The organism is Delftia deserti (assembly GCF_042653485.1).
Lineage (GTDB): Bacteria > Pseudomonadota > Gammaproteobacteria > Burkholderiales > Burkholderiaceae_C > Comamonas > Comamonas acidovorans.
In genome coordinates, this window is the sequence record NZ_JBHSIH010000001.1 from 180,326 (window position 1) to 203,283 (window position 22,958).

Sequence of the window (22,958 nt, forward strand, 5' to 3'; positions counted from 1 at the left end):
AACAGGAGACAAGCCATGAATGCATCCACGTCCGCCAAGGTTTTGGCGCCCACGGTCAAGCTGCTGATCAACGGCAAGCTGGTCGAATCCCAAAGCACCCAATGGCGCGATGTGGTCAACCCGGCCACGCAGGAGGTTCTGGCCCGCGTGCCCTTTGCCACGCCCGACGAGGTCAATGCCGCCGTCGCCAACGCCAAGGAAGCCTTCAAGACCTGGCGCAAGACGCCCATCGGCCAGCGCGCCCGCATCTTCCTGAAGCTGCAGCAGCTGATCCGCGAGAACATGAAGGAGCTGGCCGCGCTGCTGACGGCCGAACAGGGCAAGACCCTGCCTGACGCCGAAGGCGACGTCTTCCGCGGCCTGGAAGTGGTGGAGCATGCGGCCAACATCGGCTCGCTGCAGTTGGGCGAGCTGGCCAACAACGTGGCCAACGGCGTGGACACCTATTCCGTGCTGCAGCCCCTGGGCGTGTGCGCGGGCATCACCCCCTTCAACTTCCCGGCCATGATTCCGCTGTGGATGTTCCCCATGGCCATCGCCACGGGCAACACCTTCGTGCTCAAGCCCTCCGAGCAGGACCCCATGGTCACCATGCGCCTGTGCGAACTGGCACTGGAAGCCGGCATTCCGCCCGGCGTGCTGAACGTGGTGCACGGCGGCGAGGACGTGGTCAACGCCATCTGCGACCACCCCGACATCAAGGCCATCAGCTTCGTGGGCTCCACCAAGGTCGGCACCCATGTCTACAACCGCGCAAGCCTGGCCGGCAAGCGCGTGCAATGCATGATGGGCGCCAAGAACCACGCCATCGTCATGCCCGACGCCAACAAGGAGCAAACGCTCAACGCCCTGCTGGGCGCAGCCTTCGGCGCGGCAGGCCAGCGCTGCATGGCGCTGTCGGTGGCCGTGCTGGTGGGCGATGCACAGAAGTGGATTCCCGAGCTGGTGGAAAAGTCCAAGACCCTCAAGGTCAGCGGCGGCACCGAGCCCGGCACCGACGTAGGCCCGCTGGTGTCCTGCGCGGCGCTGTCGCGTGTGGAAAGCCTGATCGAACGCGGCCTGGCCGACGGCGCCAAGCTGGAGCTGGACGGCCGCAAGCCCCAGGTGGCCGGCTACGACAAGGGCAACTTCGTCGGCCCCACCGTGTTCAGCGGCGTCAAGCCCGGCATGAGCGTGTATGACCAGGAAATCTTCGGCCCCGTGCTGTGCCTGGCGGCTGCCGACAGCCTGGACGAGGCCATCGAGTTCATCAACGCCAACCCCAACGGCAACGGCACGGCCATCTTCACGCAGTCGGGCGCCGCGGCGCGCAAGTTCCAGGAAGACATCGACGTGGGCCAGGTCGGCATCAACGTGCCGATTCCCGTGCCGGTTCCCCTGTTCTCCTTCACGGGCAGCCGCGCCTCCAAGCTGGGCGACCTGGGCCCCTACGGCAAGCAGGTCGTGCTGTTCTACACGCAGACCAAGACCGTCACGGCGCGCTGGTTCGACGACAGCACCACCAGCCAGGGCGTGAACACCACCATCAGCCTGCGCTGATGCACGGGTCGGCGGACACGGATTGATCCGGGGCAGGCCCCGGCTCTGGGATGATGACGGCATGCGTTTTCCAATGACCGCCTCCCTCTCCCGGTGCCTGGGCACTGCCTTGCTGACCACCCTGTGCGCCCTGCCCCTGACCCTTCACGCGCAGGCCGGTGCAGCCTGCGACCCGGCATCCAGCGCCGCCGCCAGCCGCAATGCCTGTGCGGTCCAGGCCTTCCAGGAGGCCGACACCGCGCTCAACATCCGCTACCTGGATGTCATGCAGCAACTGCCCCAGGGCAAGCGCACGGGCCTGCGCCACGACCAGAACGGCTGGATCAAGGGCCGCACGGCGCGCTGCAAGGCCGCCACGCGCGACAGCGAAACCCGGCCCGAAGGACCGCGCCTATACCACGAGTGCCTCACGGCCGCGACACAGGAGCGCATGCAGGCGCTGGAGCGCTGGTTGCAGCACTGAGCACCGCACGCACCGACAGGCACCGACAGCCCCCCCAGAACAACAAGGGCCCCAGAGCCCAACGCAGGAGACAAGCCAGCCATGGACTTCGAACTCAACGACGACCAGCGCGCCTTTGCCGAATCGGCCCGCGCCTTTGCCCAGGCCGAACTCGCGCCCCATGCCGCGCACTGGGACCGTGAATCCATCTTCCCGCGCGAGGCCATCGCCAAGGCGGGCGAACTGGGCTTTTGCGGCTTGTACGCGCCCGAGAACGCAGGCGGCCTGCAACTGCCGCGCCTGGACGCCACCATGGTCTTCGAGGAACTGGCCGCCGTCGATCCCTCCACCACCGCCTTCATCACCATCCACAACATGGCCACCTGGATGCTGGGCACCTGGGCCACCGGCGCCGTGCGCGCCGAATGGGGCGAGGCCCTGACCAGCGGCCGCAAGCTGGCCAGCTACTGCCTGACCGAGCCCGGCGCGGGCTCGGACGCCGGCTCGCTCAAGACCCGGGCCGAGCTGGCGGGGCATGAATACATCATCAACGGCGCCAAGGCCTTCATCAGCGGCGCGGGCAGCACCGACATGCTGGTGCTGATGGCCAGAACGGGCGACGCAGGCTCGGGCGCCAGCGGTATCTCGGCCTTTGCCGTGCCTGCCGACCTGCCCGGCATCAGCTACGGCAAGAAGGAAGAGAAGATGGGCTGGAACAGCCAGCCCACGCGCGTCATCAGCTTCGACAACGTGCGCATTCCCGCCCAGAACCTGCTGGGCCGCGAGGGCGAAGGCTTCAAGATCGCCATGAAGGGCCTGGACGGCGGGCGCATCAACATCGCCACCTGCTCCGTGGGCGCCGCCCAGGGCGCGCTGACCCAGGCCCAGCAGTACATGCACGAGCGCAAGCAGTTCGGCAAACCCATTGCCAGCTTCCAGGCCCTGCAGTTCAAGCTGGCCGACATGGCCACCGAACTCGTGGCCGCGCGCCAGATGGTGCGCCTGGCCGCCTCCAAGCTCGATGCCGGCGCGCGCGACGCCTCCACCTACTGCGCCATGGCCAAGCGCTTTGCCACCGATGCCGGCTTCATGGTCTGCAACGAAGCCCTGCAACTGCACGGCGGCTACGGCTACATCCGCGAATACCCGCTGGAGCGCCTCATGCGCGATGCCCGCGTGCACCAGATCCTCGAAGGCACGAACGAAATCATGCGCGTCATCATCGCGCGGCGCATGCTGGAAGGCGATGCGCCCGACATGATCCGCTGAACCGGGCTGCGCCACCCGCCCTGCACCAGCACGTCACCCCATGCCCGCCCGCCCGCTCTCCGACACCACGCTGCACCTCATAGACGCCGTGCGCGAAGCCCTGGCCGGCTGCGACGACGTGCAGGAAAAGCGCATGTTCGGCTGCCATGTCTTCATGGTCAACGGCAAGCTGTGCCTGGGCGTGGAGGACGACGAACTGCTGGTGCGCCTGCCGCCCTCGCAGCACGCCGCCGTGGCCGAGACGCCGGGCCTGCGCCCGCTCTCGTCCAAGGGCCAGATGGACGGCTACTTCTTCATCGGCCCCGCCGCCTATGCCACGCGCCAGCAGTGGCAGCACTGGATTGCCCAGGCCCTGGCCTTCAACCCCCACGCCAAGGCCACGCCCCCCAGAAAACGCAAGCCCCAGGCCAGCGAACCCGCGCCCGCCGACGCAAAGACCCCGCCAGCGCCGCCCGCCCCGGCCGGGCGCCGCACACGCAAGCACCCCATCTTCGGCGACGAATAAGCCGCCTTTGCAGGAGAGCCCCATGCCCATCCGCATCGTCCAGCTAGGCAGCCCCCGCCACGCCGATGAAGGCCTGCGCATAGGCACCGTGCGCCGCCCGCCGCGCGGCGTGCCCAAGGCCGAATTCGCCAGCCGCGACTACTACGACGTCTGGTACCCCGAACTCTCGCCCCAGCCCGACACCATGCACACCGCGCTCGAATCGCACCGGCTGCAGGACCACGGCCAGCAGGCCGAGGCCGACAAGCTCTGGCAGCAATTCGTGCGCAAATTCCGCAAGGAAATGGCCGAGCCCGCCGCCAGCCGCACCCTGGACCTGCTGGCCGCCCTCTCGCAGCACAGCGCCTTTGCCATCGGCTGCTACTGCGAGCAGGAGGCGCGCTGCCATCGCGGCATCCTGCGCTCCCTGCTCAAGGAACGCGGCGCCGACATTGCGAACGGCGACACGAACACTAGCGACACCGGCCACTGAGACACACCACAAGCTTCACAACACAGGAGACAAGCACATGCAGATCGCATTCATCGGACTCGGCAACATGGGCGGCCCCATGGCCATCAACCTGCACAAGGCAGGCCACACGGTCAAGGCCTTCGACCTCTCCAAGGACGCCTGCGCCAAGGTCGCCGCCGAAGGCCTGGCCATTGCCGCCAGCGCCGAGGACGCCGTACAGGGCGCCGACGCCGTGGTCTCCATGCTGCCCGCCAGCCAGCATGTGGAAGGCCTCTTCCTGGGCCGCGACGGCGCAGCCGGCCTGCTGCAGCGCATTGCCAAGGGCGCGCTCATCATCGACAGCTCCACCATCGCCGCCGCCACCAGCCAAAAGGTCGCCAAGGCCGCCCAGGCCGCAGGCATCGCCTTCATCGACGCCCCCGTCTCCGGCGGCACGGGCGGCGCCATTGCGGGCACCCTCACCTTCATGGTCGGCGGCAGCGACGCCGACCTGGAGCGCGCCCGCCCCCTGCTCGAAAAAATGGGCGCCAACATCTTCCACGCCGGCGCCGTAGGCGCGGGCCAGACCGCCAAGATCTGCAACAACATGCTGCTGGGCATCCTCATGATCGGCACCAGCGAAGCCATCGCCCTGGGCGTGGCCAACGGCCTGGACCCCAAGGTCCTCAGCGAAATCATGCGCCGCAGCTCGGGCGGCAACTGGGCCCTGGAAAAATACAACCCCTTCCCCGGCGTCCACGAAAACGCCCCCGCCTCCAAGAACTATGCTGGCGGCTTCGGCACCGACCTCATGCTCAAGGACCTGGGCCTGGCCCAGGAAAACGCCATGGCCGTCAAGGCCTCCACGCCCCTGGGCGGCATGGCCCGCGCCATGTACGCCATGCACTCCATCGCCGGCAACGGCGCCCTGGACTTCTCCAGCGTCATCCGCTCCCTGCAAAAGAACGGCTGACCGCCAGGCTCAGGCCAGCGGCCGGATGCCCATGCACCCGCACCCGCCCCCAATCCCGTATGCCCGCGCCTGCGTCGGGCCGCCTGCGGGGTTGCAGTCCTGCCGAAGGACAGGACTGCCTCGTCAACTGACTCGCCGCAGTTGTCTGAACGGAGCGCGCAGCGCGCAGTGAGTTCTGCGGCGAACCCCGCAGGCGGCCCGACGCAGGTTGCCCCGCAGCGCAGCGAAGGGGTCGCGGGCATTCGGGTCGTCTTTCTTTGGCCTACGTTTCTTCGGCCGGCGTACCGGTGACGAATCAAAGAAAGGTAGGTCGGCCGCCGGGCCGAGACCCGGCCTCGAAAAACAACCACCCGGCAGGGTCAAAAAGCAAGAAACCCCGGTCAATCCAACCGGGGTTTTCTCTCTCGGCCATTCCCAACAGCCCTGCGTAAGCTGCCACGGCTACCCTGAATCGTCAGAGCGTCATCCATCACAACGAACACAAGCAAACATGACCACTACACCTCCCACCTTCGCCCCCATGCCCAACGAGGAAGGCTACTTCGGCCCCTACGGCGGCCAGTTGGTCCCGCCCCACCTCAAGCAGGCCATGGACGACATCAACACCGCCTACGCCGAAATCACGAAACGCCAAGACTTCCAGCAGGAACTGGCCCAACTCTTCGCCGACTACGTGGGCCGCCCCAGCCCCATCTTCCACGCGCGGCGCCTGTCGGAGCAGCTCGGCGGCGCACAGATCCACCTCAAGCGCGAAGACCTCAACCACACCGGCGCCCACAAGATCAACCACTGCCTGGGCGAGGCCCTGCTGGCCAAGTTCATGGGCAAGAAAAAGGTCATCGCAGAAACCGGCGCCGGCCAGCACGGCGTGGCCCTGGCCACGGCCTGCGCGCTGGTGGGCATTCCCTGCGAGATCCACATGGGCCAGGTGGACATCGAGAAGGAACACCCCAACGTCACCAAGATGCGCATCCTGGGCTGCAAGCTCGTGCCCGTCACGCGCGGCGCGGCCACGCTCAAGGAGGCAGTGGACAGCGCCTTCGAGGAATACCTCACCAACCCCACCGACTACATCTACGCCATCGGCTCCGTGGTCGGCCCCCACCCGTTCCCGATGATGGTGCGCGACTTCCAGAGCATCATCGGCCGCGAGGCGCGCGAGCAATTCCAGGCCAAACACGGCAAGCTGCCCGACCATGTGGCAGCCTGCGTGGGCGGCGGCTCCAACGCCATGGGCATCTTCACGGCCTTCCTGGGCGATGCCTCGGTCAAGCTCGTCGGCGTGGAGCCCTCGGGCGAAGGCACGGACAAGCCCGGCCGCCATGCGGCCACGCTCAGCATGGGCAAGCCCGGTGAAATCCACGGCATGAAATGCTACGTGCTGGAAAACGCAGACGGCACGCCGGCTGCCGTGCACAGCATTGCCTCGGGCCTGGACTATCCGGGCGTGGGCCCGCAGCACAGCTACCTCAAGGACCTGGGCCGCGTGCAGTACGAATCCGTCACCGACAAGGAATGCCTGGACGCCTTCATGCAGCTGTCGCGCGTGGAAGGCATCATCCCCGCGCTGGAAAGCGCCCACGCCGTGGCCTGGGCCATGCGCGTGGCGCCCGGCCTGCCCAAGGACCAGCACATCCTCATCAACCTCTCGGGCCGGGGCGACAAGGACGCCGACTACGTGGCCAAGGTGCTGGGCCTCTGAACGCAGAGCCTGCGCTGGATCAAGCCGCAGCACACCGGAGGGGGCAAAGGGCGCCCTCTCCGACAACCGCTCTCCGGGACGGTGGAGACAATGGCCCCGACCGTTGTCTTGTCCAACCCCATTCCCGGAAGGAGCCCACACCCATGAAGCCTGCCCCGTTCGCACGCACTGCCGCCCTCTCCATCGCCCTGGCCCTGACCTGCGCCACCGCCGCCCTGCCCGCCGCAGCCAAGTCGGTGGCCGAATGGCAGACCATCACCAGCCAGGCCAAGATCCCGCTGGAACAGGCCATCACCCGCGCCACCCAGGCCGTGCCCGGCAAGGCCATCGAAGCCCAGCTGGACGACGGCGACGGCATGGGCCCGCGCTACGAAATCGAAGTCATCACCCCGGCCGGCGACAGCGTGGAAGTCTGGGTCAACGCCATCACCGGCCAGGCCGCCCAGCACAAGAACGACGGCGCCGCCAAGCGCAAGGACCGCCAGCGCCTGGAAAAGGCCAAATCCACCATAGAGCAAGCCATCCAGGCCGCCACCCGCCACACCCCCGGCACGCCCGTCAGCGCGGAACTGGACTCCCACTGGGGCCAGACCAGCTACCAGGTCGAAGTGCTGCAGGCCAACGGCACGCTCATGGAAGTCAAGATCGACGCCGTGGGCGGCGAAGTCATCCGGGCCAAGAAGGACTGAGTCTCGACCCCAACCCGGCAGCGCGCTTCAGCATGAGGCGCGCTTTTTTTTCGCCCATTTTTTGCCTCGCTCCCGCCATATCCGCAGGCCATCCGCGCCCGCAGCACTCCTCAGGCCAACGCCACCGACACACCCTCATCCGCAAACCGCTTCGCCGCCCTGAGCAGATAGCTCACGGCATAAAGAATGGGGTCGTCGGCCTCATCGCCATTGAGATGCTCCACCACCTCAATGGCATAGCCCAGGTTCACCGCCGTGTCGTGCAGCAGGCCCACCAACTCCTTGTCCTGCGGCTCCAGCGACTGCGCCTGATCGGCCTTCACGTAGTAGATGCGCAGCAGGTCACGGCACACGCAATTGATGGCCGTGATGTTGTGGCGAGCGTGCAGGTCCAGCACATCCAGCGCGGCGCCCATGTGCAGGACGGCGTCTATGGCGAGGTCTTCGAGTTTGGGTGGGGGTGTGGTGGCGAGGGTTGGCTGGGGCATTGGGGTTCCTGACGAGAAGGTTTCGGCCCCAGAGCCACTGCACCCAGTGGAAGCGGGAGAACCGGACAGCAAAGCTTCAGGCTTTGCCAAGTCTCTGTCTGCCACCTGTAGTTGGAATTTTGTAAAGAGGCAGAGAAGACAGAAGCTGATACGAGGCCAAGCCTTCGGTCTGCCTGTGCAAGATGTTGGGGGTTGCGCCGGGGGATGTAGTGGGTGAAGTGGACAAGCGAGTGAAAAAGCGTGAAAGTGGTACCTAGTGAAGGACTGCTGCCGGCCAGAAGTGGCCGCTCATCAATACACTGCTTACGACAAAACAAGACCAAGTGACTCCAAAATAAACTGAAAGACATATGCTGAATGACCTAGAGCTTACTGGCAGATCACGCACTCATGTCACCCAGTTTGATGAACCCCGATTCGCGGCCCAACTGGATGCCGGACATGCATTTCTTGCAATGCGCAACGACGCCAAAAAAGCAGGAATAGATCTACTACCTTTTAGTACGTTTAGAGATTTTCGGACTCAACTGAGAATTTGGAACGGGAAATTTTCCGGGAAAAACCTCTGTATGACATCAAAGGTGTTCCTCGTGATAAGGCAAATTTAGATGACGATCAGATCATTGACTGCATTCTCAACTGGTCTGCTCTACCTGGAGGAAGCCGCCATCAGTGGGGCACAGAAATCGATGTAGTTGATGGCGCCGCGATGCCTGTAGGCTATGAACCCAAGCTACTTCCGGAAGAGACCGTGAAAGGTGGAGTATTTCACCCACTGCATCTTTGGCTCGATGAAAACATTGCCAAGTACGGATTTTTCCGACCCTACAAATTTTTCAAAGGTGGGATGTATCCTGAGCCTTGGCATCTTAGCTACGCACCGCTGTCAACAAAGGCCCTGAAGCAGGTCTCTCCAGAATTATTACGGGATGCTGTTATAGATGCGGAAATTCTAGGAAAGGCGCTTGTCCTGGAGCGAATTTCCGAAATCTATGAACAGCACATTCTGAATATTGCTTCACCAGATGAACAGTAACTGGTTGAAGCTGCTGGTGGGGGCACGAAGGACTGCTCATGTCATTTGGCAGCAGTCGCCAAGGTGCATCTGTTAGGTATGGCTTGCGAGACATCGCCGAACTCTGCGTCAGCTTCTTGTCACAGCAAACGAAAACTCATAACACGCTTCAATAAAAAATACGATAGAAGCAAAATCAATGAGAAAGAATAGCTCTACATTCATTGAACCAAACCAGGCCACTAATCAGCGCCTCTTGGAATCGCCCTTCGTTTGCGCGGCAGCCAAGAATTCCTGGTGCATAGAACTTCACTCTAATTCTTTTGTGCGGCTGACGCTGCAATTGGCAACAGAACACGCCAACCCTTTTGATCGTGCAATGTCGATTGGCAGACAACTTGAACTCTTTTTCCTAAAACTCCACTGTCTGAGGATGCCCAAACTGATTCAAGTGGAACAGCGCACTGTTCGACTATTATTTTTGGATTGATTCGAACAGCCGTGAATTTCGTTCTCTTCTGCCTGTTTTCCTCTATCAAGAATTCATCTGCAGATCTCTTTATTTCTTGCAAATCTTGGATTGGTGGTGAATTCTTCCCACCAGCAGACGTGGCGCCAGAAATCATGATCGCCACCAACATAAAGAAGATTCTTGTCATTGTCTTTGCAGAGTTGATTTACGGCGATCTCAAATATGAAGTGCAACACCTGAACCTTAGGCAACGTGCACGAATGACTTCACCATACACACACTGGCAACCAGAGGATTGCCTGAGCTTGGCATACCGGATGCGGCTGAGCCTGGGTGCAACGTTCAGGAGCCTTGCCATGCGAACGCCAGGCGACAGATACCGCTCGGCACCGCTGCTCCGTACAAACGCACAGCTGCCGCACATCGGCAACTTCGGCGGCTCGGCGTATCCCATCGATCTGGGGTTCATGGGTTGAAGCCTTGCGCGCGCGGCCTGCACGGCCGATTCGAGTCAGCCTCTGGGTAGCCCTGAGGGCGCCTTTGAAAATTCCGAATTTTCAGGGATCGGGATTGCGAAGACGATGGGGCCACTCAGTTCAAGTGGAGACAAAAATGCGATTCGAATTCCGCCCAATTGCCACGCTGGTACGGCATGCACGCCATGGCTTGTTCATCGCAGCGGCCCTGTCCTGCGCGCTGGCACAGGCGACACCCTTGCCTTTTGACATGGCCACTACTCCCGAGCAGCGATTTCAATTGGCCCTGGAGGCGCAGACTGCGGGTGACTACGCCTCCATGCTCGCGTTGCTGCGCCAGGCGGCCCGGGATGGCGAGCCACAAGCCCAGGAAACACTGGCATGGATTCTTCTGGCAGGCCCAACCCTGTACGGCACCGCGGTGAAAGCGGATCGCTGCGAAGCAGTGCACTGGCTGCGGCAAGCCGTGGCAAAAGGGAATCAAACGGCCAAAAGCCAGTTGGATTTCCTGAACCGCCTGCGCAATGCACCGAGTGGCAAGATGGCGTGCACATCCGAGTGGGAAGGGTGACAGGCGCGAAATCCTTTTCGGATCGCAGCGCCATCCTCAAGAATGCGCTGCGGGCGCAACGCCACTGGGGCCACGCCTGGAGCACTGAACACCGCACCACGGACTTGTGCCCGTCCTCGCCCTGCCCTCAACCCGCATTCACCCCGCATTCACCCCGCATTCACCAGCGCTTTCGCAAACGCTCCTTCACCCGCCACAGTCAATACCAGTTTTTGTGTCGCCCGCGTCGCAGCCACATAGAACAGTTTGGCCTCGTCCGCCGCATCCTCGCCTTCACGCGGCATCTGCCCCACTCCTGCAACGGCCACGACCGGGAACTCCAATCCCTTGCTGGCGTGCATTGTCATCACTTTGATGGTGTCGGCCAGTGGATCGAAGTCACCTGACCGATGTCGCACGCGATGCGGCAGTTTTCTGCGGCCAAGTGCCATGGCGCACTGGTTCATGGAGTCGTGATCGCGGCACAGGATGGCCATGTCACCCCAGGCGTGGCCTTCCTGATGCGCCGCAGCCAGCAGCTCGGCGATCTTGGCGGGCTCGTCCCTCAAGCTCGGCAGGCGCACGATCAGCGGCTCCTGCCCTTCGCGGCCGCAGCTGATGGGTTGCACCAGCGGAACACCGTCCTCATCCTGGGCATTGGGTTGCAGGAACTCGGCGGCGACGCGGTTGGCGATTTGCAGGATCTGCCTGGTGTTGCGGTAGTTGATCTTGAGAATGGTCGTGCGCCCAGAGGCCTGGATTCCCACGCTCTTGAAGCTGAAGCCACGCGCCTTGCTCTTGCCATAGATGTTCTGGGCGCTGTCGTACAGGATCAAAAGGCTGTTGGTCTCGGGGTCCACCATCTGGGTGACGAGCTTGAGCCATTCAGGCTGAAAGTCGTGCCCCTCGTCGACCATCACGGCCTGGTATTGCCCGGACGGAATCTGTTGCCTGTCCACGCCGCGAATCACAAACTCCACCATCTGATCAAACATGCCTGCGCCCTGAGCGGGTAGCGTCTGACCATAGGCCACCAACTGCTGGCGACACCACTTGTGGAAGTTGCGGGCGTGCACCCGATCGGCCAGGCCCTTGGCCGCGAACCAGGCATTGAGCTTCACGGCCAAGGGCTCGTTGTAGCAGAGCACGAGGATGGGCTTGGTCGAAGCGGTCTTGGCCAGGTGTTCCGCACGATAGCCAAGAATCATGGTCTTGCCTGAGCCGGCAACTCCGTGGATCACGCGATGCCCATCGCCCAGGCTGCGCGCGAGTTGCTCCTGCTGCAAGTCCATGACGCGCATGATGTCCGGCAGCTCGTCCGCGTCTTCCGGCAGAAGGCTGCCTTGCACCGGAACACGCACCTGCGGGAACATGATCCACCGCGTGCGCTCGAGCTGCGGCACCGACATGGCTTTGCCGAAAGCGTGGGGGAACATGTTCCACAGGCGCTGCTGAAAAGCCTCCGCATCAACGGATTCCAGCATCTCGTCCTTGCAGATGACCAGATGCGCATCAATCGTCTGGTCCAGTGCAGACTCTTCAAACTGCTTGCGCGTGATGTTGGTGAACACCACGCCGCTGCCCCATGGAAATGCCAGCTTCCCCTGATGAGGGCCTTCGCCGTGAATGAGTTGCTGATCCCGCTCCAGTGCGTTGACCACTTGAATGGCGCAGTGTCGCGCCTGAGCTGCCGGATTGATGACGACCTTGGGCCTTCCATCCACGATGAGCGTCCAGGCCTGTTTGGTCGCCTCTTGAACCGTCTCGAGCCGCCAATCCTTGGTCTCAAGAATCAGAACGCCCCTGCGTGGATGAATGACGACAAAATCAGGATGCGTCTGCTTGGGACCGATGGGCACGTCATACCAGAGCATGTAATCGTCTTCGAGCTTTTGCTCCAAACGCTCGGCCAAGCGTCGCTCGCCAGGCGTCATGCGCCCAACGCACGCCCCCATCGCAGGAATCAGTACCGCCACTTTCTTCTCCTCCACAGAGCGGCTGAGGATACCGCACGCGCCATCTCTTCAGGAATTCGATGACTGGCCAATTCCAAGCCATCGGAAATCCGAGAGGGACTCTGAACGGGTCACTGCTCACTGTTGAATTTCCTCGATTCACGGGGAAACCAGTATGGAATCCGAGAGCGCTTTTGAAATGGCCAAGCAGAGGGGGATTTGATTGTGAAAGTGCTTGGCTCGGACGTATACCAGCCATCTACGCACTCGACGACTACCGCCTTGGGCAATGCCGGAACACTTCCGAAGGTCGAAAGGACCAGTCATTGTGGCAAGCCCGCACTTGCGCCGCAACGGCGGTGCTGCTCCGTGCAGATGCCAGAGGAGGCGACATCAGCGTTGCGGCCCGTCGCAGCGCCTTCGCGCTGGACGAACCGCCCTGGATCGCCGTGGCCCCGTTGTCTTGCCTATGCCATGCAGTCGCAGTCGCAGTCGTTCAGGGAGTGCCGTATTCGCTCAGCTTCTTGCTGAACCCAAAGGTCCACAGCCGCTGCGTGCGATCGTTGACGTCATTGGTGGTAAAGCGCAGGCTCGCCGCGCCCTTGGCGCATTGGCCGTCGTTCACGATCTTGCCGTCGGCGTCCACCATGCATTTGGTGACGTCCGAGCCTTCGATTTCCTTGCCGCTGGCGTCCAGCACGGCCAGCGAAACACCGAAGTCGGTGTCGTTGGTCAGCGCCAACGTGTAGTCATCGACCAGTGCCAGGCCTTCGGCCTTCTCGGCCACCCAGCCGGTGGCGTTCAGGTTGAAGAGCCGGGTCTTCTTGAGCGTCACGACCTTGGAATAGTCCGAGCCATTGACCGGCTTGCCAGTCAGGCTGCTCTTTTCCAGGTCGGAGCCCAGCGCGGTGATGTCGGTGGCGTTGGCCGGAAACTCGATCAGAACCAGGTCGTTGAAGACTTTCTTGTCCTTGCCCGTGCCTTGCTCGATGGCGACGAACTTCCCCTTGCCCAGTGAGACCACATCACCCAGCTTGGCATTGCCGGTCTTGCCTTGGTTGTACCAGCGGCTGTCCACGGGCAAGGCAAACAGGCGGGTTTTCTCGGTGGCCGGGTCAAACTCCACCCAGCGCACAAAGCGAGCGTAGTCGCGCACGTTCTCCGACTTGCCAGTGGCGTCGGCAACGGCAGCGGTGGTGTAGTCGGCCTTGCCGTCGTCCAGGGGGCTTTGCAGGAAACCGTGCAGCTTGCCGCTGGCCACATCAATGCTCAGCCCCTCCATGCCACGGTTGGCGCGGCGCTTGGCGAGAATGGCCGGCAGATCGGCCGCGCTGGTACCGGGCCCGTATTTCTTCTGGATGATGCCGGTCGCCGGGTCGATCTTCACGATGAAGGGTCCGTATTCGTCGGACACCCACAGCGCATTGCGTGCGGCATCCACCACCACGGATTCTGTGTCCAGGCCGAATTCGCTGTAGCCCTTGGCCTTGCCGGGATAGGTGAAGGAGTCGTCCAGGACTTGCTCGCCCGTGTTGCCTGTGATGCCCCGTGGCTGCACGCGGCCGTTGGCATTCTGTGTGGCGCTGAATCTGAGCGGCAGGGTGGAGACGAGCCTGGCTCCGTCCTTTCCCAGGGCGATCACGCCGATGGACGGAGTGAAGTTGGGCGAGGGAAACACCGTGGAACTGGCAAAGCCCGTGGGATTGGAGCCGTCGGTGATCTGCGTGACCGGGCCGGTGGTCGCGTTCGGGCCGCGATCGGTGATGGCGTAGAACTCCAGCGTGCCGTCGGCACGCCTGCCCTTCAAGGCCAGGCCCGAACCGTAGGCTGGCAGAAAGCCCTTGGGGAAATCGGCCTTGGTGGCGGGGTGTTGGCCTTCGTAGGGGAAATAGAACCTGTCGTCGAACTGGACGTCCTGGCGCGTGACGATGGCGCGGATGCTGCCGACGCCGGTGGTCTGCGTCACCGTCTCGGAGCCGGCGACCTGGAGCGGGCGGGTGTCGGCGCAGGCGCTCAGCAAGGCAGCCGCGGCGGCGATCACTGCCATCAGGCAGGAAGAAGAAGTGGGGGGTCGCATGGCGAGTAGGTCTTGAGAAGAAGAGGCAAGCCTGATACGAAGATAGGCAGATAGGCAGATAGGCAGATAGGCAGATAGGCAGATAGGCAGATAGGCAGATAGGCAGATAGGCAGATAGGCAGATAGGCAGATAGGCAGATAGGCAGATCGGCAGATCGGCAGATCGGCAGATCGGCAGGCCCTGCGTGGCAAGGGCCTGCCCAAGCTTGAAGGCTTCGTTTCTGGAAAAGGCGCTGTGCCGCTCAGAACGAGTGGCTGATGCCCAGATCCACACCGGTCGAGCCGGCGTTGGCCACACCCGCAGGGCCGCCGATCAGGCCAACGCTGGCGCCGTTCTTGTTGTTCACACGCGCCAGCCCTGCGTACAGAGAGGTGCGCTTGGAGAAGTCGTAGACATATCCGATCGAATACTTGTCGGCCTTGCCGCCGCTGCGCGTGAGGGCAGAGGCGTTGCCGCTGAACTTGGCGCTGGCGTACTTGACGCGCAAGCTGCCTGGCCCCATGGGGATGGTCGCGCCCAGGTAGAAACCGTCCACCTTCCCGGAGGTTGCGCCGTTGACGGGCTCCCACTTCAGGCTGTTGTATCCGCCATTGAGCAGGAAACTGCCGAAGTTGTACGAGGCGCCCAGCACCAGGTCTTCGAGATCGCTGGTTGCGGCGATGGCGCTGGGCGAAGCCACGGCTGCGGTGCCGTCGATCCTGCCGTAGCCGATACCCACGTTCAGCGGGCCTGAGCGATAGCCCAGGTTGCCGCCTATGTACCTGCGGGCCTTGCTTGCGCCAGAGCCGGAGGCGTTCTCGTCGCCAAAGGAAATCGAGAACTGGCCATAGACACCGCCCAGGTCGCTCGGCAGGAAGTAGCCCACGGCGTTGCTGATGCGCGTGCGGTCGACCACGCCGCTTTGGCTGGCGGCGTTGTAGGCAGTCTGGCGGATCGTCTGGAACAGATTGGCCTGCACACCGGTGGTGGTGTCGGGGCCCGCGAAAGCGGTGAAGATGTTGTAGCTGGGGGTGTAGTCGCGACCCAGCCGGATTTCACCCCAGGAATTGTTGCTCAGCCCGATCGTGGAGCGGCGCTCGAAGCCAAGGGAGCCGCTGCTGCCGCCAGTGCCGACATCGGGGTTGAGGCCGCCTTCAAGCCAGAGCTGAGCTCGGTTGCCGCCGCCGAGGTCCTCCGTGCCACGCAAGCCAAGCAAGCTGGTCTTGCCTTGGCTGGAGTTCAGTGCATTGAGCCTGTTGCTGCCGGACTTGGCAATGGTGACGCCGACGTCCACCACACCAAAAATGGTGACGGAAGATTGTGCCAAGGCCAAGCTGGAAGAAGAGGCGAAGAATGTGCCCATCGCGAGTCCCAGAATGCGCGAGCACGTTTTTGGATTTTTCATTGGCGAGATACGAACTGAACTTATTAATGAGAATGACGGTAGCCTCCTGCCACCGCTGCGGGAACTCTAAGCAACACATAAGTATTCTTCGTGACAGCTGTGCTGTGTGACATGAAAGTCACAGCAGCGGCGGTGCCTGCGGCACATTTCCTGCAGGGAAGCCCTCTCGCCGCCCCCCTTCAGCCATGGCTTGCACGACGGGGCAGATCATTCATTGCCGATTTGTTTGATTCATATTCGAGGAATTGGCGGAAATATGCATCCTTTTGCCATTTTCCCAATAAGGTTCTCGACTTTCAGATTTTCAATGGAACATTTCGAGCGTTCGTCGACCGATTCATCGGTCATTGGGGACCCAAATTCAGCCCATTGCACGGCCAGTTCAACCCCATAGTCCCTGGGAGGCCGAAAACCCACAAGAATTGCCGCACCGAGGACTGCAGCCTCAACATCGGTCGCACCAGCAGTCACCGCTATGATCCTCAGGCAGCATCGCCGTCCCCGCCAGCGGCGAGCTGCCCCCTCTCCTCCACCCAACGCCCCGCCCCATCCCCCCCATGATCCAAGAGTCCGAAGAGATTGCCCTGCTTCGCGAGGAAAACGCCCGGCTGCGGGCGCAGCTGGCGATTGCCACGGCGGGCCATGCCAGCGCCATGCAGGGCGCGGGCGCCAGCGATCAGGACCCCTTCGATGCACAGGTGGCAGACCAGAAGACGCTGTTTTCGGATTTCATCGAGCATCTGCCGATAGGCCTGTGCCTGGTGGGCAAGGGCGGCAAGGTGCTGATGTCCAACCCGGCCTACCGACATTTCCTGCCGGACACCCCCATCCCGTCGCTGCTGTCGGCCGAGGAAGACCGGGGGCGCTGGCGCAGTTGGGACAAGGATGGCAAGCCCGTTCCCCGCGACCAGTTTGTGGCCGCCCGCGCGTTCCGCGGGGAGCTGGTGGTGCCGGGTGTTGACTGTGTCTATGACACGCCCCAGGGGCTTGAGGTATGGACGCGCGTGTTCGGGGTGCCGCTGCGCAATGCGGACAGGGAGGTGGTGGCCACGGCCATCGCCATTCTGGACATCGATGCGGAACGGCGCGCGCTGGACATGTTGCGCCAGAGCGAGGAACGGCTGGATGCGCTGGTGCGTTCCTCCTCGGAGGTGCGCTACTCCATCAGTGCGGACTGGAGCGAACTGCATCAGCTGGCAGGCGGCGGGTTCATCCCTGACACGCAGGCGTCCAACACGAACTGGCTGGAAGATTACATCCCCCCGGAGGACCGCGACCTGGTGCGCGCGGAAATCGCGCGGGCCATCCGAACGAAGACCGACTATGTGATCGAGCACCGGGTGAACCGGGTCGATGGCAGCGTGGGCTGGGCGTTCTCGCGCGCCGTGCCGCTGTTCGATGCCGCAGGCGCCATCACCGGCTGGCTGGGAGCAGCCTCCGACATCACCGAGCGCAAGCAGGCCCAGGCCGCGCTGGAGCGCTTGAATGCCACGCTGGAGGAACAGGTGGCAGAGCGCACGGCCGACCGCAACGCGCTGTGGCAGCTGTCTTCCGACATCATGATGCGCTGCACGTTCGAGGGCATCATCACTGCGGTCAACCCGGCCTGGACCGAGGTATTGGGCTGGCGTGAAGACGAGCTGCTGGGCACGACGCTTTTTCATCTCATCCATCCGGAGGATCTGGCGCGCACCATCCAGGACACGCAGGAGCTGGCCACAGGCATGGCGCATGCCCGGTTTGACAACCGGTATCGCCATCGGGACGGGAGCTATCGCTGGATCTCCTGGTCCACGCGTTCGGCGGCAGGCCGCATCAATGCCGTGGGCCGCGACATCACCTCCGAAATGGCCAAGGCCGAAGCGCTGGCCAAGGTGCAGGAGCAACTGCGCCAGTCGCAGAAGATGGAGGCGGTGGGCCAGTTGACGGGCGGCCTTGCGCACGACTTCAACAACCTGCTAGCGGCCGTCATGGGCAATCTGGAGCTGCTGCAGCGGATGCTGGCGCGCGGCCAGGTGGACAACCTCACGCGCTTCATCCATGGAGCGCAGGGGGCGGTGCGGCGCGCCGCCACGCTCACGCAGCGGCTGCTTGCGTTCTCGCGCCGGCAGATCCTGGACTCCAAGCCCACCGACATGGCCGCGCTCCTGGCCGATTGGGAGGACCTGTTGCGCAGGACCGTGGGCGCCAGCGTGGACATAGATATCGTGCCGGCAGCCCATCTGTGGCACGCGCAAATCGATGGAACGCAGCTGGAGAACGCCATCCTGAACCTGTGCATCAACGCCCGCGATGCCATGCCCGAAGGCGGCCGGCTGACCATCAGGACAGCCAATATCGAGCTTGAAGAGGCGGCAGCCCGGGAGTGGGATCTTCCGCCGGGCGGCTATGTGTCGCTTTGCGTCACCGACACGGGCACCGGAATGTCGGAGCAGACCATTGCGCGTGCCTTCGAGCCGTTCTACACCACCAAGCCGGTGGGCCATGGAACAGGGTTGGGGCTGTCGATGATCTACGGCTTCGCGCGGCAATCGGGAGGAGCGGTAAGGATCTTCTCCCAGCCGGGCCAGGGCACCACGGTCTGCCTGTATCTGCCCCGGTGCGACGCCGCGCCCGTTGCAGAACGCGCGGTCGATGCGGCAAGGCAGGCGGTCGTTCCTGCCCAAAGGACCTTGCTGGTCGTGGATGACGAGGCCCCGATCCGCCATCTCATCGACGAGGCGCTTGTCGACCTGGGCTACACGGTGCTTGCCGTGGCCGATGCAGCCGCCGCGCTGCAGGTACTGCGTGCCGGAACCCGGGTGGACATGCTGATCACGGACATGAGGCTTCGCGGCGGAATGAACGGCAAGCAACTGGCCGACGAGGCACGCCTGGCCCGGTCCGACCTGCCGGTGCTCTTCATCACGGGGTTCACCGAGGCATCTCCGCTCAGCCAGGAAAACCTGCACCCCGGGACGCAGCTTCTGACCAAGCCGTTCACATTGGATGCGCTGGCGCTCAAGGTGGCGGAGATTCTGGGCAGTACCGACGCTGTGCCATCGGACTGAGTTGCGCGGCTGGCGCCGTGGTGACCCGCAGATTCCGGGCGCCTGTCTCGCAGCTCAAACCCTGCCATATCGCATCTCCCTCGGCCCTCGTAGTGGCTATGTGGGCAGACTCGATCGCCGACGACAAAGGGGCACTGCCAAAGCGGCAAGAGCACTCGGATGCACGGCACCAGGAGCTTACGGATTCATCAAGCCTGCGAATCAGCGCAAGCCTTGCTCATCAGGCCATCCGAATGCGTGTGTTTAGACCGTTGATCGTCAATTCACGTCAATTCCTAGGAAGTATCTTATTTTTCAGAAAAAATAGAAAACGACAGCAGTCTCCACTTGATCTGAAAATTCGAAAGAACTTAGACTGATAGCGCCACTCACTGCCATGTAGCAAAGGCCTATTAACATTTCAGCACAGAGGGAACTATGCCAAGTAAAATTCTGACCGGATCTATACTTTTTCTCGTATCAATCTCTGCAATGGCTCAAGATTTTTTGATAGGGAATGAGGAAATTGAAAAGAACGGCATGCCAATGGTCGCCAGAAGTATTTCTGGCAGCATGGCTGGAATGAATGGTACTGTTACCATAAATCTAGTCAAGCTATCAAATGGATCGTATCTCTACGAAACCACCAATCAAAATGATGAAGCAATTGAATTCAACAAGAGGTTGTGTGAAATGTACGGAGACAAAAATCCAGAATCTCCTGGAAAAATGGTAATTGGCAGCGATGAAAGGAATATACCTCTTCATTGAGAACCAGCTTCCCTTCAAAAGGAAATGTCATTTAAGCAACATTCCAACTACTATTACATGCCTGGTGGCCAATGGGACTACAGACCTGTTCTATCTCTAAGCTACGCCCCTTACCCACGTGCTGGTTCGTATACAAGAGTATCTGCAAGTGCAGGAGTTGACTTTTCTGTCGCGAGAGGTGGCGATCTTTCACTCGCCGTTGGAGTTCGAGGAATTCCAAATTGCTATAACAATGGTTTCACCATGGCTGGTAGCATTCCAGTAGCAAATTTGCAAGTCGCAGTTCTGTGCTACATGTACCCCCATTTGGCCGGCACAGGGGGAAAGGCCGTTTCTGCTCGAGCAGTTTCGGAAAGCAAATACTCGGCCAGTGAAAATGGGATAATGGAAATCTATTGAAGCAACAATAAACCAAGTGCATGACACCAGGAAGCCATGGTGCCTTCTTCAGGCTAAAACAGGAGAAAGTACCATGGCAACCCGTCTTTGACGATGGTGCCCGCACAACGCCGCACATCCGCGCATAACTCCAGCCAGTATCCGGCCATCAACGGCTTTGGCCAATTACTTCACAGGCCGCTGATATGAAAAAACCATGTCAAGATCCAGCTTTTTGCGCAGTGTGTTGGCTGGCTCAGTCTTGCTGATCACAGCATGCGGGGACGCAAAAAACGCAACCGCTTGCGAAAACCATGACCTTAATCTGGTTCGGACGAATGTACTGAAAAAACTGAAAGAGAAGTTTCCTCAGTACGCATTCGATATCACCAAGGTGACGTTTTCTCCGGGAGAAAAAGTGCCTTTTTGGCACGTGGAGGCCTTCACCCAATCGAATGGTAAGGAGCTGGTGGTTTTCGCCATGCACTATTGCGAAGGGTCTGTAGAGGTGACAGCCCTCAACCCCTACCACCCTTGACGGCGGTGGATGCCATAACCCTCACCCTCTCGATAAACGCCTGCAGCACCGCCGCAGGCTGGTCCGCCCGCCAGGCCATGACAGCCGGCGTCATGGCCTGCTGTGGACCGCGCAGCGGCACGAACACCACGCCGTTCATGCCCACGCGCTGCATGCAGCTGGGCACCAGGGCCACGCCCTGCTCTGCCGAGACCAGGGCCATGACGGTGAGCCACTGGCGCGCCGCGTGGCGGGTGTGGGGGTGGATGCCGGCCTGCTGCAGGCAGGCGATGACGTTGTCGTAGTTGGCCGGGGCCACTTCGCGCGCGAACATGACGAAGGTGTCGCGGGCCAGTTCGCGCAGGTCGAGATCGGGCTGCCGGGCCAGCGCATGCGTGGCGGGCAGGCAGCAGACAAAGGGTTCCTCGCCAATCGACAGGGTCTGCAGGCCGTCTGGCGGGGTGGCTATGTTGAGAAAGCCGCAGTCGATCTGGCCGCTGGCAATGGCCTGCAGTTGCTCGCGCGTGGACATTTCATGCAGGCAGACTTCGACCAGGGGGCGCTCGGCGCGGAAGGCGCGGCAGAAATCCGGCACCTGGCGATAGACCATGGAGCCGGTAATGCCCACGTCCAGCCGGCCCTGCATGCCCTCGGCCACGCCGCGCACCACGTCGGCCGCATGCTGCAGTTGGGCGAGCACCTTGCGTGCCTCGACCAGGAAGGCCTCGCCCGCAGGGGTGAGGCGCACGTTCTTGGCGTCGCGGTCCATGAGGCTGGCGCCCAGGTCCTGCTCCAGGGTCTTGAGCGCCATGCTCAGCGGCGGCTGGGTGATGCACAGGCGCTGGGCCGCGCGGCCGAAGTGGCGTTCCTCGGCCAGGGCGACGAAATAGCGCAGCAGGTGGGTCTTCATGAGAGGCGGCGGATGAGGAGCAAGCGAGATGGCATCTTGCACCATGGCTACCTCTGAAATACAGATTGATAAATCATGGGACTTCAGATGGTTCGCAGCCACAAAACCCGCGCACCTCAACTTTGAGACACCGAGGAAGGGCCGCCCCGCACCGAGGGTGTCGTCCCCCTCCGCGCAGCGAGAAGGGGGAAGGCGCGAAGCGACTCAGGGGGTCAATACGATTTAGGCAAGCCCAATACCTTTTCGGCGATGAAGCACATGATCAATTGGGGGCTGACGGGCGCCAGGCGCGGGATCCAGGATTCGCGCATGTAGCGCTCCACGTGGTATTCCTTGGCGTAGCCCATGCCGCCGTGCGTGAAGATGGCGGTTTCGCAGGCCTTGGCGCAGGCTTCGGCCGCCAGGTATTTGGCGGCGTTGGCCTCGGCGCCGCAGGGCAGGCCCCTGTCGTAGAGGAAGGCGGCTTTCTGCACCATGAGGTGGGCGGCTTCCAGGCCCATCCAGGCCTGGGCCAGCGGGTGCTGTATGCCCTGGTTCTGGCCGATGGGGCGGTCGAAGACCACGCGCTCCTTGGCGTACTGGGTGGCGCGCGCCAGGGCGGCGCGGCCCAGGCCAACGGCCTCGGCGGCGATGAGGATGCGCTCGGGGTTGAGGCCGTGCAGGATGTACGAGAAGCCCTTGCCCTCCTCGCCGATGCGGTCCTCGGCGGGGATGCGCAGGCCGTCGATGAACAGCTGGTTGGTGTCCACGCATTTGCGGCCCAGCTTGTCGATCTCGCGCACCTCGATGCGTTCGCGGTCCAGGTCGGTATAGAACAGGCTCAGGCCTTCCGTGCCCTTGCACTCTTCCACGGGCTTGGTGCGCACCAGCAGCAGGATCTTGTTGGCAACCTGGGCGGTGGAGATGAAGACTTTCTGGCCATGGACCACGTAGACGTCGCCATCGCGCACGGCGCGGGTCTGCAGCTTGAGGGTGTTGAGGCCGGCATTGGGCTCGGTGACGCCGAAGCAGGCCTTGTCCGTGCCCGCGATCAGCGGGGGCAGCCAGCGGCGCTTTTGCTCATCACTGCCGAAGACCACGGCCGGGTGCAGTCCGAAGATGTTCATGTGCACGGCCGAGGCGCCCGACAGGCCCGCGCCCGTGGCCGAGATGGTGTGCATCATCAGCGCCGCCTCGCTGATGCCCAGGCCCGCGCCGCCAAACTCTTCGGGCATGGCAATGCCCAGCCAGCCCGCGTCGGCCAGGGCCTTGTGGAAGTCGTGCGGGAAGCCGCCTTCGTGGTCCTTGCGCAGCCAGTAGTCGGCGTCAAAGGGGGCGCAGGCGCGCTCGACGGCGTCGCGTATCTGTTCCTGTTCTTCGTTCCACAGAAAGTCCATGGTGAGT

The 22,958-nt window shown here is 62.4% G+C and carries 21 protein-coding genes; 15 read left to right on the forward strand and 6 right to left on the reverse strand.

The window, feature by feature from the left end:
• The first annotated feature begins 15 nt into the window (after positions 1–15).
• The 8 genes from ACFPFG_RS00865 (at position 16) to ACFPFG_RS00900 (ending at position 7,552) form a co-directional block, all read left to right on the forward strand.
• Positions 16–1,539: a CoA-acylating methylmalonate-semialdehyde dehydrogenase gene (locus tag ACFPFG_RS00865; protein WP_012205523.1), complete on the forward strand. Its 1,524-nt coding sequence runs from the start codon at positions 16–18 to the stop codon at positions 1,537–1,539.
• Positions 1,540–1,600: 61 nt separating this feature from the next.
• A complete protein-coding gene (locus tag ACFPFG_RS00870) occupies positions 1,601–2,002 on the forward strand; it encodes a lysozyme inhibitor LprI family protein (RefSeq protein ID WP_183018003.1) in 402 nt (133 codons plus the stop codon).
• A gap of 81 nt (positions 2,003–2,083) precedes the next feature.
• Positions 2,084–3,250, forward strand: a complete 1,167-nt coding sequence (locus ACFPFG_RS00875) for an acyl-CoA dehydrogenase family protein (protein WP_312376500.1) — start codon at positions 2,084–2,086, stop codon at positions 3,248–3,250.
• A 40-nt stretch (positions 3,251–3,290) separates the two neighbouring features.
• Positions 3,291–3,755, forward strand: a complete 465-nt coding sequence (locus tag ACFPFG_RS00880; RefSeq protein WP_380104437.1) for a TfoX/Sxy family protein — start codon at positions 3,291–3,293, stop codon at positions 3,753–3,755.
• 22 nt (positions 3,756–3,777) lie between these two features.
• A complete protein-coding gene (locus ACFPFG_RS00885; protein WP_180317115.1) occupies positions 3,778–4,227 on the forward strand; it encodes a DUF488 domain-containing protein in 450 nt (149 codons plus the stop codon).
• On the forward strand, positions 4,187–5,161 hold the full coding sequence (mmsB, locus tag ACFPFG_RS00890; protein ID WP_374621811.1) for a 3-hydroxyisobutyrate dehydrogenase: 975 nt from the start codon (positions 4,187–4,189) through the stop codon (positions 5,159–5,161). The genes ACFPFG_RS00885 and mmsB overlap by 41 nt, the downstream gene beginning before the upstream one ends.
• Before the next feature lie 490 nt (positions 5,162–5,651).
• A complete protein-coding gene (gene trpB, locus ACFPFG_RS00895; protein ID WP_380104440.1) occupies positions 5,652–6,863 on the forward strand; it encodes a tryptophan synthase subunit beta in 1,212 nt (403 codons plus the stop codon).
• A gap of 143 nt (positions 6,864–7,006) precedes the next feature.
• Positions 7,007–7,552, forward strand: coding sequence for a PepSY domain-containing protein (locus tag ACFPFG_RS00900; RefSeq protein WP_016445999.1), 546 nt, complete (start codon positions 7,007–7,009; stop codon positions 7,550–7,552).
• A 110-nt stretch (positions 7,553–7,662) separates the two neighbouring features.
• Here ACFPFG_RS00900 and ACFPFG_RS00905 read toward each other — a convergent pair whose 3' ends face one another.
• Positions 7,663–8,040 (reverse strand): hypothetical protein, encoded by a 378-nt coding sequence (locus tag ACFPFG_RS00905; RefSeq protein WP_197956307.1) that lies wholly within the window; start codon positions 8,038–8,040, stop codon positions 7,663–7,665.
• 455 nt (positions 8,041–8,495) lie between these two features.
• Between ACFPFG_RS00905 and ACFPFG_RS00910 the strand changes: the two genes are divergently transcribed.
• The 4 genes from ACFPFG_RS00910 (at position 8,496) to ACFPFG_RS00925 (ending at position 10,574) form a co-directional block, all read left to right on the forward strand.
• Positions 8,496–8,648 carry a M15 family metallopeptidase domain-containing protein gene (locus tag ACFPFG_RS00910; RefSeq protein ID WP_380110195.1) on the forward strand — a complete coding sequence of 51 codons (153 nt, stop codon included), beginning with the start codon at positions 8,496–8,498 and terminating at the stop codon, positions 8,646–8,648.
• Complete coding sequence (locus tag ACFPFG_RS00915) at positions 8,576–9,076, forward strand: M15 family metallopeptidase (RefSeq protein ID WP_380104443.1); 501 nt, start codon at positions 8,576–8,578, stop codon at positions 9,074–9,076. The genes ACFPFG_RS00910 and ACFPFG_RS00915 overlap by 73 nt, the downstream gene beginning before the upstream one ends.
• A 480-nt stretch (positions 9,077–9,556) precedes the next feature.
• The gene (locus ACFPFG_RS00920) at positions 9,557–10,003 is read left to right on the forward strand and encodes a hypothetical protein (RefSeq protein WP_380104445.1); all 447 of its coding nucleotides are present in this window, start codon (positions 9,557–9,559) and stop codon (positions 10,001–10,003) included.
• 136 nt (positions 10,004–10,139) lie between these two features.
• Positions 10,140–10,574 carry an SEL1-like repeat protein gene (locus tag ACFPFG_RS00925; RefSeq protein WP_374621796.1) on the forward strand — a complete coding sequence of 145 codons (435 nt, stop codon included), beginning with the start codon at positions 10,140–10,142 and terminating at the stop codon, positions 10,572–10,574.
• Positions 10,575–10,723: 149 nt separating this feature from the next.
• Here the strand turns inward: ACFPFG_RS00925 and ACFPFG_RS00930 are convergent, their stop codons facing one another.
• From ACFPFG_RS00930 to ACFPFG_RS00940, 3 genes are all read right to left on the reverse strand, one after another.
• The gene (locus ACFPFG_RS00930) at positions 10,724–12,487 is read right to left on the reverse strand and encodes a DEAD/DEAH box helicase (RefSeq protein ID WP_312376854.1); all 1,764 of its coding nucleotides are present in this window, start codon (positions 12,485–12,487) and stop codon (positions 10,724–10,726) included.
• 517 nt (positions 12,488–13,004) lie between these two features.
• Positions 13,005–14,585: an esterase-like activity of phytase family protein gene (locus ACFPFG_RS00935; protein ID WP_380104447.1), complete on the reverse strand. Its 1,581-nt coding sequence runs from the start codon at positions 14,583–14,585 to the stop codon at positions 13,005–13,007.
• A gap of 242 nt (positions 14,586–14,827) precedes the next feature.
• Positions 14,828–15,928 carry a porin gene (locus tag ACFPFG_RS00940; protein ID WP_183017990.1) on the reverse strand — a complete coding sequence of 367 codons (1,101 nt, stop codon included), beginning with the start codon at positions 15,926–15,928 and terminating at the stop codon, positions 14,828–14,830.
• Between the two features lie 599 nt (positions 15,929–16,527).
• On the opposite strand from ACFPFG_RS00940, the gene ACFPFG_RS00945 reads away from it, so the two are divergent.
• The 3 genes from ACFPFG_RS00945 (at position 16,528) to ACFPFG_RS00955 (ending at position 20,686) form a co-directional block, all read left to right on the forward strand.
• Entirely contained in the window at positions 16,528–19,020 is a 2,493-nt protein-coding gene (locus ACFPFG_RS00945) for a hybrid sensor histidine kinase/response regulator (RefSeq protein ID WP_380104448.1), read from the forward strand.
• Positions 19,021–19,437: 417 nt separating this feature from the next.
• Entirely contained in the window at positions 19,438–19,770 is a 333-nt protein-coding gene (locus ACFPFG_RS00950; protein ID WP_380104450.1) for a hypothetical protein, read from the forward strand.
• Between the two features lie 595 nt (positions 19,771–20,365).
• Positions 20,366–20,686 (forward strand): hypothetical protein, encoded by a 321-nt coding sequence (locus tag ACFPFG_RS00955; protein WP_380104452.1) that lies wholly within the window; start codon positions 20,366–20,368, stop codon positions 20,684–20,686.
• Here the strand turns inward: ACFPFG_RS00955 and ACFPFG_RS00960 are convergent.
• Both ACFPFG_RS00960 and ACFPFG_RS00965 read right to left on the reverse strand, forming a co-directional pair.
• Positions 20,667–21,620, reverse strand: coding sequence for a LysR family transcriptional regulator (locus ACFPFG_RS00960; protein WP_380104454.1), 954 nt, complete (start codon positions 21,618–21,620; stop codon positions 20,667–20,669). The genes ACFPFG_RS00955 and ACFPFG_RS00960 overlap by 20 nt on opposite strands.
• 167 nt (positions 21,621–21,787) lie before the next feature.
• Complete coding sequence (locus ACFPFG_RS00965; RefSeq protein ID WP_183017985.1) at positions 21,788–22,951, reverse strand: acyl-CoA dehydrogenase family protein; 1,164 nt, start codon at positions 22,949–22,951, stop codon at positions 21,788–21,790.
• Between the last annotated feature and the right edge of the window lie 7 nt (positions 22,952–22,958).

Bases quoted from the DNA above. Each gene is read 5' to 3' on its own strand.
- ACFPFG_RS00865 (WP_012205523.1), top strand. From the start codon at position 16: ATGAATGCATCCACGTCCGCCAAGGTTTTGGCGCCCACGGTCAAGCTG.
- ACFPFG_RS00870 (WP_183018003.1), top strand. From the start codon at position 1,601: ATGCGTTTTCCAATGACCGCCTCCCTCTCCCGGTGCCTGGGCACTGCC.
- ACFPFG_RS00875 (WP_312376500.1), top strand. From the start codon at position 2,084: ATGGACTTCGAACTCAACGACGACCAGCGCGCCTTTGCCGAATCGGCC.
- ACFPFG_RS00880 (WP_380104437.1), top strand. From the start codon at position 3,291: ATGCCCGCCCGCCCGCTCTCCGACACCACGCTGCACCTCATAGACGCC.
- ACFPFG_RS00885 (WP_180317115.1), top strand. From the start codon at position 3,778: ATGCCCATCCGCATCGTCCAGCTAGGCAGCCCCCGCCACGCCGATGAA.
- trpB (WP_380104440.1), top strand. From the start codon at position 5,652: ATGACCACTACACCTCCCACCTTCGCCCCCATGCCCAACGAGGAAGGC.
- ACFPFG_RS00900 (WP_016445999.1), top strand. From the start codon at position 7,007: ATGAAGCCTGCCCCGTTCGCACGCACTGCCGCCCTCTCCATCGCCCTG.
- ACFPFG_RS00905 (WP_197956307.1), bottom strand. From the start codon at position 8,040: ATGCCCCAGCCAACCCTCGCCACCACACCCCCACCCAAACTCGAAGAC.
- ACFPFG_RS00910 (WP_380110195.1), top strand. From the start codon at position 8,496: ATGCGCAACGACGCCAAAAAAGCAGGAATAGATCTACTACCTTTTAGT.
- ACFPFG_RS00925 (WP_374621796.1), top strand. From the start codon at position 10,140: ATGCGATTCGAATTCCGCCCAATTGCCACGCTGGTACGGCATGCACGC.
- ACFPFG_RS00930 (WP_312376854.1), bottom strand. From the start codon at position 12,487: ATGACGCCTGGCGAGCGACGCTTGGCCGAGCGTTTGGAGCAAAAGCTC.
- ACFPFG_RS00935 (WP_380104447.1), bottom strand. From the start codon at position 14,585: ATGCGACCCCCCACTTCTTCTTCCTGCCTGATGGCAGTGATCGCCGCC.
- ACFPFG_RS00940 (WP_183017990.1), bottom strand. From the start codon at position 15,928: ATGGGCACATTCTTCGCCTCTTCTTCCAGCTTGGCCTTGGCACAATCT.
- ACFPFG_RS00945 (WP_380104448.1), top strand. From the start codon at position 16,528: ATGATCCAAGAGTCCGAAGAGATTGCCCTGCTTCGCGAGGAAAACGCC.
- ACFPFG_RS00950 (WP_380104450.1), top strand. From the start codon at position 19,438: ATGCCAAGTAAAATTCTGACCGGATCTATACTTTTTCTCGTATCAATC.
- ACFPFG_RS00955 (WP_380104452.1), top strand. From the start codon at position 20,366: ATGTCAAGATCCAGCTTTTTGCGCAGTGTGTTGGCTGGCTCAGTCTTG.
- ACFPFG_RS00960 (WP_380104454.1), bottom strand. From the start codon at position 21,620: ATGGTGCAAGATGCCATCTCGCTTGCTCCTCATCCGCCGCCTCTCATG.
- ACFPFG_RS00965 (WP_183017985.1), bottom strand. From the start codon at position 22,951: ATGGACTTTCTGTGGAACGAAGAACAGGAACAGATACGCGACGCCGTC.